We start from the raw sequence: 10,833 nt of genomic DNA, 5'->3' as shown, positions 1-10,833 counted from the left end.
CACACGCGCGTATATCACTCAAAATCTCCGTTCTTTTATAAACAGAGTTCAGGCAATAAACGGAGCTAGTCTGCAAGCGTGAATGTGAGGAGAGCTCGTATCAGCGGAGAATACGCACGGAGAAGTCGTCCTGTTTCTCCTGGGCGGTGCCATCGGCTAAAGCGTGGAGGTAATCGGCGTACCACTGCATCATCTGCCGCCGTTGCCGAAGGTACTCGGCTTTGTTGTAAACACCAGAGACACCACCCTCAACGTGCGCCAGCTGCCGTTCGACAAAGTCCTTTCGCCAACCGTGATCGCGCAGCAGCGTTGAGGCCGTGTGTCGGGCTCCGTGGCCGACCAGCTTTCCCTTATATCCCATCAGGTTCAGCGCCATGTTGAACGAGGTGTGGCTGATCGGTCGGCGTGGATCTCGGCTACCAGGGAACAGCCAGCGGCAATGGCCTGTCACGTCCGATAAGAGCTCAAGCCATCGCACGAGTTGAGTCGGCAAGCTTATGACGATGTCCAGGTCCTTCTTCATTTTAGTTCCTGGAATAGTCCATAACGCTTCGTCCAGATCGATTTCAGGCCATTCGGCATGCCGAACCATGCCTGGTCTACTCGCTGTTAACAGCAGCATCCACAAACCAACTCTGGTGTTGAACGTGCTGTTGGATCGGTGGAGGCTGTTCAGAAAAGCGGGGAGCTCTGGCTCCAGCAGGAAAGGGTGGTGTTTTGTCGGTGGCGCCTTACGGGCAACCTCGCCCAGTTCACCGGCCGGGTTGAATTCCCGGTGGCCGTGGGCGATCGCCAGTTTGAAGATCTGGTTCAGCCAGCTCCGGACCTTCTTCGCTATTTCGAAGGCCTTTCGTTCCTCGATGCGTGACTGGACCTTGGTGCACTGAGCTCGCGTCACAGTGTCTATCTTGTAGTCTCCGAGAATTGGCAGGATGTCATTGTCCAGGGCATCCCGCATCAGTCTCAGAGTCTTCGGTGCGAGATCATCGCCGGATTTGCGCCGGTACCAGTCCTCGGCGACCTCTCGGAACAGCGGTTTTGAGCGTTTGCCCTCGCTGTATTCTTTCAAGTCGACACCGCTGGCCGCTTTCTTCTGCAGAGCGTAAGCCTTTTCCCGGGCTGCCTCGCCGGAAACATTCGGGTAAGATCCCAGTCCAAGCCATGCCCATTTACCGTTCGGACGTTTGTATCTGAGGTTCCAGGACTTGGTACCGTTGGATTTCACCCGGAAATACAGGCCAGGACTGTCTTTTTCGCGATAGTCCTTGCTTTCAGGCTCCAGGTTGTCCAGAACTGTATCGGCGAGCGGCCGTCGCTTGATCTGTGACCGTTTCATGCATTGATCCGGGGTAGTTTGAGCACAGGTCTACAAGGCGGGGCCAGGTATACAAAGGGGTATACATAAAAAAAGGGGCTGGCACGGTGACGCCTGGTTAAATCAGGTGAACACTATACCAGCCCTAACGAGCTTTCAACGAGAGTTCTAGCCAAGTACGGTTACACTCGGTTAGCCTCTCTAGCTCCTGATGAGAGAGACCAAATGATACGACCGTCGTCATTTGGTGAAGTAATGATAATCATTATCGTTTGATGCTGTCAAACGGTTCCGCCATATTTTTAATGAACGTTTTTTCAGGAGAGCGGGATGACTTACGAAGAACTGATCGAGCGACTGGATCCCAATGTCTACCGGAGCCTCCGGCAGTCAATTGAACTCGGCAAATGGCCTGATGGCCGAAAACTGACGCCCGAACAGCGTGAAATCAGCCTGGAAGCGGTGATCTACTACGAGAACCTTCACAACATTCCTGAAGAAGAGCGTACTGGCTACCTGGATCGGGGCAGCAAAGCCGGTACCGCCTGCGATCCTTCGGTGCAGCGCAAGCAGGATAAAGACGATATGGACCCCAGCCAGTTTGTCGAGGTCAAGTCTTGAGCGAACTGATTGATGTCACCGGCCGGCTCCGGAAAATGCCGGCGGAGGCCGGAAACCCGGTGGCCTATTCCATTGCCGTTGGCGATACCCGCATTCCTCTGAATGATCTGATCGGCAGGCCTTTGCGCCTGGATTTTGATGGCGTGATTCGCTGTATCCATTGCGACAGGAAAACCAACAAAAGCTTTAATCAGGGCTTTTGTTACCCCTGTTTCCGCAAGCTTGCCGCTTGTGACAGCTGCATCATGAGTCCGGAGAAGTGCCACTATCATCTTGGTACCTGCCGTGAGCCCGAGTGGGGTGAAACCCATTGCATGGTGGAGCATGTGGTGTACCTTGCGAACTCGTCGGGCCTCAAGGTTGGTATTACCCGGGCGACCCAGGTGCCAACACGGTGGATTGACCAGGGGGCTGTTGACGCTATCCCGATGGTGCGCGTTGCAACGCGATACCTCGCAGGCCTTGTGGAAGTTGCCTGTAAGGCTCACGTCGCCGATCGGACCAACTGGCGGGCCATGCTCAAGGGCGATGTCCCGGAACTCGATCTGGTGGATGAGCGGCAGCGGATGCTTGGGCTGATATCCGACGACCTTGAGTCGCTCAGGCAGGCCCACGGTCAGGACTCCATTCGGGAAGTTGACGAGCAGGGGCTTGGCCTGAGCTATCCTGTCCAGGTCTGGCCAGCCAAGATCAAAACCCATAACCTCGACAAATCGCCGGAGGTCGAAGGCGTACTTGAGGGCATCAAGGGGCAGTACCTTATTCTGGATACCGGTGTGATCAATATTCGGAAGTTCACCGGTTATGAAGTCCGCTTCCGTGTCATGGAAGGCTGATAGCGCCTTTCCCGGCAAATCTTGTCATGCCTGTGGGTACTGTATGCCAGTGCCCGCCGGCCGCGAATTCTGGAGAAAACCCATGCGTACCAGCCAGCCACAAACCATTTATCTGAGCGATTACAAGGTACCTGCGTATCTGGTCGACACTGTAGACCTGCGATTCGAGCTTTTTGAGGATGGCGCGCGGGTGCACAGCACCCTCGAACTCCGCCGGAACCCGGAATCGGATGAGACGGCGGCGCCTCTGGAGCTCGATGGTGACAGCCTGACGCTCGAATCCGTCGCTCTGAACGGCGCTGAATTGGCCGCGGGTGATTATGAAGATCGGGGCGATCAGTTGGTGGTTCGCTCGGTGCCGGAACAGTTCACTTTGACAGTCGTCACCTGGATCGAGCCGCAGAACAATACCCGTCTGGAAGGGCTTTACAAGTCCTCGGGCATGTTCTGCACCCAGTGCGAGGCTGAAGGGTTCCGCTGCATCACATTCTTCCCGGACCGCCCGGACGTGATGGCGCGCTTCCGCACTCGCATAGAAGCCAACAAGGACGCCTATCCGGTTCTCCTCTCCAATGGTAATGACGTTGAAAAAGGCGAGCTGGAAAACGGCCGTCATTTTGTTACCTGGGAAGATCCGTTCCCCAAGCCCTGTTACCTCTTCGCCCTGGTGGCCGGAGATCTGGTTGAGAAAAGGGACACGTTTTCCACCTGCTCTGGCCGCGACATCGATCTGCGTATGTATGTGGAGCCCCGTAACGCCGAGAAATGCGATCACGCCATGGACTCGCTGAAGCGTTCCATGCGCTGGGATGAGGAAGTCTATGGTCGTGAATACGACCTCGATATTTTCATGATTGTGGCGGTAGACGACTTCAACATGGGCGCCATGGAGAACAAGGGGCTCAACATCTTCAACTCGTCCTGTGTTCTGGCCAGCCAGGAAACCGCTACGGACATGGCGTTCCAGCGCATTGAAGCCATCGTTGCCCACGAATATTTCCACAACTGGTCAGGTAACCGGGTCACCTGCCGCGACTGGTTCCAGCTCAGCCTGAAAGAGGGCTTTACCGTTTTCCGGGATTCCCAGTTCTCGGCAGACATGGGTTCGCCGACTGTGAAGCGGATTGAGGATGTCACGCTGCTGCGTACCGCCCAGTTTGCTGAAGACGGAGGCCCGATGTCGCATCCGGTGCGGCCGGCTTCCTACATGGAAATCTCCAACTTCTACACCCTGACCATTTATGAGAAAGGTGCAGAGGTCGTACGCATGATCCATACCCTGCTGGGGCCGGACATGTTCCGCAAGGGCAGTGACCTGTATTTCGAGCGCCACGATGGCCAGGCCGTCACAACCGATGATTTTGTAAAAGCCATGGAGGATGCCTCCGGTCGGGATCTGAGCCAGTTCCGTCTGTGGTACGAGCAGGCCGGCACGCCGGTGTTGGCCATTTCGGACGACTTTGACGCGGAGACAGGCGTGTACCGCCTGACCATTGAGCAAAGCATTCCGGATACCCCGGGCCAGACCAACAAAAAAACCCAGCACATCCCGTTTGCGCTGGGTCTGCTTGGACAGGATGGCCAGCCCCTGCCGTTGCAGCTTGAATCCGGAGATTCGGGTGCGCCGACGGAGCGGGTGCTTGAGCTGACCGAAGCCATCCACACGTTCGAATTCCATGGCGTCGAGTCCAGACCCGTGCCATCACTTTTGCGGCACTTCTCCGCGCCGGTTCGGGTTCGCTACAACTGGACCCGCGAGCAACTGCTGTTCCTGATGAGCCATGATCCGGACGGGTTCAATCGTTGGGATGCGGGTCAGAGACTGGCGGTCGATGTTATTCAATCGCTGGTTAATGCGCCCGATGATGCCGAGATTGACCCGAGACTGGTTGAGGCCTATCGCAAGCTGATTTCCGACGCCGATCTTGACCAGGCACTGGTTGCGAAAATGCTGCAGTTGCCATCTGAAGCCTACCTGATTGAACTGACAGACAAGGCCGATGTACCGGCGATCCATCGTGCTCGCGAGGCCGTGTTGCGGCATCTGGCGGGTGCCCTGAAAGGCGAGTTGCTGGGCTGTTACCAGCGGCATCAGGGCAGTGGCCCTTACGAGGTGACACCGGAAGCTATTGCCCGCCGTAGCCTGCGCAACACCGCGCTGGCCTGGCTGCTGATGATTGATGATGAGGAAGGTCGGAGTCTGGCTGTCAGTCAGTTGAACGCCGCTGACAATATGACCGATCGCATGGGTGCCTTGCGAGCACTGGTCAATTCAGGCTTTGAGTCTGATCGCCAGGAGGCGCTGGACGACTTTTACAATCGGTTCCAGGACGACCCCCAGGTTGTTGAGCAATGGTTCTCTGTCCAGGCGGCCAGTGATCAGGCCGGGCAGCTCTCTGATATCCACAAGCTTCTTGAGCATCCGGCGTTCGACTGGAAAAACCCCAACAAGATCCGGTCTGTGGTTGGCGCGTTTGCGGGCCAGAACCTGGCAGCTTTCCATAATCCGGACGGATCCGGTTACCAGTTCCTTGCCGATCAGGTGTGCCGCCTGGACGACAGCAATCCGCAGATTGCCGCGCGTCTGGTTACGCCACTGACCCGTTGGAGAAAGTTTGCGCCCTCGTACAGCGACCGCATGAAATCGGCCCTGGAGCGTATCCGGGACAAAGCCGGATTGTCCCGGGACGTCTACGAGGTAGTGCACAAGAGCCTTGCCGATTGAAGTCAGATACAAAATCGCACTTTCGGTCGATAGACTTTAGTCTGGGATCGGTTAATCTGGAATAAGGTCTGTAATTCCATCAGACGACAATAAAAAAGCCTCCAAAGAGGCTTCCAGACGCACTTAAGGTTTCACAATGATGTATAACAAAAATGCGATTCTCGGCGGCCTCTTGGCTCTCTCCGTGGCATCAGCGCCTGCGTGGGCGGCTGTTTCCGCCAGTGAAGCGGCCCGTCTGGGTCAGGAGTTGACACCCTTTGGCTCGCCCAAGGCCGGCAACAGCGCCGGAACCATTCCGGCCTGGACCGGAGGCTTGACAGAGCCGCCTCCCGGCTATGAGGGAAGCGGCCAGCACCACATCAATCCTTTTCCGGATGACGAAGTCCTGTTTACCATCACGCCAGCCAACATGGATCAGTACGGGGAGTACCTTACTGATGGTGTGAAGGCGTTGCTGGAAACCTACCCGACAACGTTCCGCGTGCCCGTTTACCAGTCCCGTCGTACCCATGCGGTTCCCGATTGGGTGGCTGAGAATACTCGGGAAAACGCTGTGAACGCAGAAATTGTTGGGCAGGGCGAAGGCCTGGATGGCGCGTTTGGCGGCTACCCGTTCCCGATTCTGCATGGCAATGACGAGCAGAAAGCCTGGCAGGCGGTGTGGAACCATCTGACACGCTGGCGCGGTGTGTCTGTAACCCGGCGCTCCAGTGAGGTGGCGGTCCAGACCAACGGTGACTATTCGCTGGTTACCTCCCAGCAGGAAGCCTTCTTCAATTACTACAACCCGGAAGGCGGGGAGGAAGATCTGGATAACGTGATCTTCTACTACCTGTCGTTTACCCAATCACCACCCCGTCTGGCCGGTGGTGCCATCCTGATCCACGAAACCCTGAACCAGATCATCAATCCGCGGAATGGCTGGGGTTATAACGCCGGGCAGCGTCGCGTGCGACGGGCGCCAAACCTTGGTTACGATTCGCCGATTGCAGCGGCAGACAACCTTCGTACTGCAGATGATACCGATATCTTCAACGGGGCCCTGGACCGTTACAACTGGAATTACGAGGGCAAGCGGGAGATCTACATCCCCTACAACAACTACCGGATTGGTGAAAAAGGTCTTCCTTACGAGGAAATCCTGGGTATCTCACACTTGAATCCAGACCTCACCCGCTGGGAGCTCCACCGCGTTCATGTGGTTGAAGCCACGCTGAAAGACGGGGAGCGCCATATCTACGGCAAACGTCGGTTCTATATTGACGAGGATAGCTGGAACACCGTTCTGCTGGATCAGTACGACGGTCGTGGCGAACTCTGGCGGGTAACCATGGGCCTGCCCAAAAATTATTATGAACTTCCGGGTGTGTGGACGGTTCTTGACGTCTATCATGACCTTCAGGCCCGTCGTTATCATGTGCTCGGCCTGGATACGGAAGAGCCGAATACCCGCGTGTTCACCGACGAGGTCCCGAACAAGCGCTACTTCTCGCCGGCCTCCCTGCGCCGCAGGAGTGTTCGCTAACGCGCTGTTGGCTGAGGGATGCGTCCCCCCGCCCACAGGAAGTGGCGACCCGACATACCGGCAATCGTAAGGTTGCCGGTATGTTCACAGTTATTCCCGGCTTTGCCGGTCAGAGACACAGTTCAATACAACATAATAGGCAATCTGAATGGCTAAAAGGTTGATGTGCAAGACTCTGGGCGCTGCCTGCCTTGGACTTTCCATGGTCTGGTCTGCCCCTGCAGCGTTTGCGCTTGCAGATATCATCGAAACCCCGGCCCGGCCGACGGATCTGGCCCCGGACAATCTTCTCACCGATGCGACCCGGGTTGGGGATCGCATTGTGGCTGTGGGAGAGCGCGGCCATATCATCTATTCGGACGATGAGGGGAAAAGCTGGGTTCAGGGTGAAGTTCCTGTTTCTGTGACCCTGACAGCGATCGATTTTGGCTCCGACACCCATGGCTGGGCAGTGGGCCACAGCGGCGTTGTTTTGCATACCAGTGATGCCGGGGCAACCTGGAGCCTTCAGATTGATGGTATCCGGGCCATGGAACTGGCCATCGAGAGCCGGGAAGAGCAGATTGCCGCTATGGAAGATCGCATCGAAGAAGCGCCCGAAGAGGAAAAAGAAGATCTCGAGTGGGCGCTGGATGACCTTTACTTTGCCCTTGAGAACATTCAGGCGGATATGGATATTGGTCCGGTCAACCCGCTGCTGGATGTCTGGTTTGAAAACGAGAACCGCGGTTTTGTGGTTGGCGCCTACGGCATGTTCCTGCGCACGATGGACGGTGGTGAGACCTGGAAAGACTGGGCGCCAAGAATTAATAACCGGCAGAACTTTCACCTGAACGGCATCACCCGCATCACGGGTGGCGCCCTCGTTGTTGTCGGTGAGGCCGGCCAGATACATATTTCCGTTGACGGTGGAGAGACTTTTGAGCGCCGCGAGGCACCCTATGAAGGCTCCCTGTTCGGTGTGATCGGTACAGGTCAGGTGAACGAGATTCTCGCGTTTGGCCTGCGGGGTAACATGCTGTTTTCCTCGGATCTCGGCAAGAGCTGGCGGATGGTTCCCAACTCAGCGGGGGCGACACTCAACGATGGTGTGGTTGCCGATGATGGTCGCATCACCCTGGTGGGTAACGGCGGTGCCGTCCTGATGAGTACCAATGGTGCCGAAACCTTCCGAGAGCATTTCCGTAGTGATCGGGAAGGCGTCATGAGTGCGGTGCCTATCTCAGGAACAGACCTGCTGATTGTCGGCGAAGGTGGCGTAAAAATTACAGACGCTCGTGGCAGAAACCTTCAATAACGCCCTGATGTGGCAACAACCGAACGAACAATAGAGGGGCTTTTGAATGTCCAACCCTAAGCATGACAAGGGCGAGCACTACCTGACGACGCCCAAGGCGGAACCCTTTCTCGAGAGGCTGATTTTCAACAATCGGGCAGTGATTCTCATTGCCTTCGCCATTTTGACGATGTTCCTCGGGTACAACGCCGTCAAGATTCAGCCCGATGCCAGTTTCGAGCGCATGATTCCGCTCGAGCACCCGTACATCGTAAATATGCTTGATCACCGGGACGATCTTGAGAATCTCGGTAACTTCGTTCGTATCGCCGTTGAGTCAAAAGAGGGCGATATTTTTACCCAGGAGTACATGGAAACCCTCAAGCAGATCACTGACGAGGTTTTCTATCTCAACGGTGTGGATCGCTCCGGCCTGAAATCTCTCTGGACGTCGAACGTCCGGTGGGTTGAGGTTACCGAGCAGGGTTTCCAGGGCGGTACTGTCATACCGGACGGCTATGACGGCTCCCGGGAAAGCCTCGAACAACTTCGTCAGAACGTTCTGCGTTCGAACGAAGTGGGGCGCCTGATCTCTGATAACTTTAATTCGACGATCGTTTACGCGCCGCTCTACGAAAAGAATCCCGAAACCGGTGAGGCTCTGGATTACGGTGATTTTTCCCGTCAGCTTGAGGAAAAAATCCGCGAGAAATACGAAGAGCAGAACCCGAACATCAAGATTCACATCGTCGGCTTCGCCAAGAAGGTGGGCGATCTGATCGAGGGCATTGGCTCCATCGCATGGTTTGCGGGGATCACCATTCTCCTGACCACGCTGTTGCTGTTCTGGTACTCCCGTTCCATTACCGGAACCCTGGTTCCCGTATTCACGTCGATCATCGCCGTGTTCCTGCAACTGGGCACGCTTCGGCTCCTGGGCTATGGCCTGGACCCTTACTCGGTTCTGGTGCCATTCCTGGTGTTCGCCATCGGCATCAGTCACGGTGTGCAGATTGTAAATGCCATGGCTGTGGAAGCGGCCAAGGGCTTTGACGCAGTGACCGCAGCCCGTCTGGCGTTCCGGGCACTCTACATACCTGGCATGCTGGCTCTGATCTCTGACGCCTTCGGTTTCCTGACTCTGTTCTTTATCGAGATCGATGTAATCCGCGATCTGGCGGTGGCTGCGGGTATTGGTGTGGCGTTTGTTATCCTCACCAACCTCGTTCTGCATGTGCTGATCATGTCTTACATCGGGATTTCCAAAGGTGGCATCCGCCATGTCCAGAACCATGGTGAGAAGCAGGACCGGAAGTGGCGAGTGCTGTCCTACTTCTCCCATCCCGGTGTGGCTCCGATCTCGTTGCTGATCGCTGTGATTGGCCTCGGGCTTGGTCTCTACTACAAGCAAAACCTCAAGATTGGTGACCTCGACCAGGGCGCACCTGAGTTGCGAGCGGATTCCCGTTACAACAAAGACAACGCCTACATCATCAACAACTACTCAACCAGTGCAGACGTATTGGTGGTGATGGTTAAAACGCCGGAAGAGCAGTGCACCCAGTACAACGTGCTGCGTGCCATGGATTCCCTGCAGTGGGAGCTTCAGAACACGCCGGGCGTGCAGTCATCTGTTTCTCTGGCCGATGTTTCCAAGATGGTCACCAAGGCATTGAACGAGGGTAACTGGAAGTGGTTCGAGATCTCCCGTAACCAGACGATCATCAATGCGTCCATTCGTGAGGCTCCTGCGGGGCTGATCAATACCGACTGCAGTCTGACGCCTGTCCTTGTCTTCCTCGAGGATCACAAGGCGGAAACGCTGGAGACCGTTGTTGATCGGGTGGAAGAGTTCGCCCAGAACAACAGCACTGAGGAACACCGGTTCCTTCTGGCGGCCGGTAACGCGGGTGTGGAGTCCGCGACCAACGAAGTAATCTCTGCTGCCAAGGACAAGATGCTGATCCTTGTCTACGGCGTGGTGAGTTTGCTGTGCTTCGTGACCTTCCGCTCGATCCGTGCGGTGCTGTGTATCGTGATACCTCTGGGGCTGACTTCGGTCCTGTGTGAGGCAATCATGGCGGTATCTGGCATTGGTATTAAAGTGGCCACCCTGCCGGTGATTGCCCTGGGGGTTGGTATCGGTGTCGACTACGGCATCTATATCTACAGCAAGCTGGAGAAATACCTGCTGGAAGGCAAGACCCTTCAGGACGCGTACTATGAAACCCTGCGCTCGACGGGCAAGGCCGTTATGTTTACTGGCGTGACCCTGGGTCTGGGCGTTGTTACCTGGATATTCTCTCCGATCAAGTTCCAGGCTGACATGGGTTTCCTCCTGTTCTTCATGTTCCTCTGGAATATGGTGGGGGCTATCTGGCTGTTGCCGGCTTTGGCCCGGTTCCTTCTGCGGCCGGATCAGATGCTTGCCAAGGCCCGAGCTGCGAAATAACATTCGCACCGACCTGCAAAAAAGCCCGCACTGCGGGCTTTTTTGTTGTCTGGTCAACCGGTTAGCGAGCTAATCCGTGCTTT

The 10,833-nt window shown here is 56.1% G+C and carries 7 protein-coding genes; 6 read left to right on the top strand and 1 reads right to left on the bottom strand.

Annotated elements, in window-relative coordinates; genetic code table 11:
* Positions 1–100 precede the first annotated feature (100 nt).
* On the bottom strand, positions 101–1,336 hold the full coding sequence (locus EDB94_RS18425) for a phage integrase central domain-containing protein (protein WP_108019162.1): 1,236 nt from the start codon (positions 1,334–1,336) through the stop codon (positions 101–103).
* A 309-nt stretch (positions 1,337–1,645) separates the two neighbouring features.
* On the opposite strand from EDB94_RS18425, the gene EDB94_RS18420 reads away from it, so the two are divergent.
* The 6 genes from EDB94_RS18420 (at position 1,646) to EDB94_RS18395 (ending at position 10,750) form a co-directional block, all read left to right on the top strand.
* The gene (locus EDB94_RS18420; RefSeq protein ID WP_008170505.1) at positions 1,646–1,936 is read left to right on the top strand and encodes a YeaC family protein; all 291 of its coding nucleotides are present in this window, start codon (positions 1,646–1,648) and stop codon (positions 1,934–1,936) included.
* Positions 1,933–2,772 (top strand): DUF2797 domain-containing protein, encoded by an 840-nt coding sequence (locus EDB94_RS18415; RefSeq protein ID WP_108019163.1) that lies wholly within the window; start codon positions 1,933–1,935, stop codon positions 2,770–2,772. The genes EDB94_RS18420 and EDB94_RS18415 overlap by 4 nt, the downstream gene beginning before the upstream one ends.
* Positions 2,773–2,854: 82 nt before the next feature.
* Positions 2,855–5,497: an aminopeptidase N gene (pepN, locus tag EDB94_RS18410; RefSeq protein WP_108019164.1), complete on the top strand. Its 2,643-nt coding sequence runs from the start codon at positions 2,855–2,857 to the stop codon at positions 5,495–5,497.
* Between the two features lie 136 nt (positions 5,498–5,633).
* Complete coding sequence (locus EDB94_RS18405) at positions 5,634–7,022, top strand: DUF1329 domain-containing protein (RefSeq protein ID WP_014576536.1); 1,389 nt, start codon at positions 5,634–5,636, stop codon at positions 7,020–7,022.
* 148 nt (positions 7,023–7,170) lie between these two features.
* Complete coding sequence (locus EDB94_RS18400) at positions 7,171–8,319, top strand: YCF48-related protein (protein WP_260312630.1); 1,149 nt, start codon at positions 7,171–7,173, stop codon at positions 8,317–8,319.
* Between the two features lie 46 nt (positions 8,320–8,365).
* On the top strand, positions 8,366–10,750 hold the full coding sequence (locus EDB94_RS18395; protein WP_014576538.1) for an RND family transporter: 2,385 nt from the start codon (positions 8,366–8,368) through the stop codon (positions 10,748–10,750).
* Positions 10,751–10,833 lie beyond the last annotated feature (83 nt).

The organism is Marinobacter sp. 3-2 (assembly GCF_003751355.1).
Classification (GTDB): domain Bacteria; phylum Pseudomonadota; class Gammaproteobacteria; order Pseudomonadales; family Oleiphilaceae; genus Marinobacter; species Marinobacter adhaerens.
Note: the sequence above shows the minus strand (reverse complement) of the source record. Positions and strands in the feature narration are given on the sequence as shown.

Coding starts and splice junctions, on each gene's coding strand:
- EDB94_RS18425 (WP_108019162.1), bottom strand. CDS start 1,336: ATGAAACGGTCACAGATCAAGCGACGGCCGCTCGCCGATACAGTTCTG.
- EDB94_RS18420 (WP_008170505.1), top strand. CDS start 1,646: ATGACTTACGAAGAACTGATCGAGCGACTGGATCCCAATGTCTACCGG.
- pepN (WP_108019164.1), top strand. CDS start 2,855: ATGCGTACCAGCCAGCCACAAACCATTTATCTGAGCGATTACAAGGTA.
- EDB94_RS18405 (WP_014576536.1), top strand. CDS start 5,634: ATGATGTATAACAAAAATGCGATTCTCGGCGGCCTCTTGGCTCTCTCC.
- EDB94_RS18400 (WP_260312630.1), top strand. CDS start 7,171: ATGGCTAAAAGGTTGATGTGCAAGACTCTGGGCGCTGCCTGCCTTGGA.
- EDB94_RS18395 (WP_014576538.1), top strand. CDS start 8,366: ATGTCCAACCCTAAGCATGACAAGGGCGAGCACTACCTGACGACGCCC.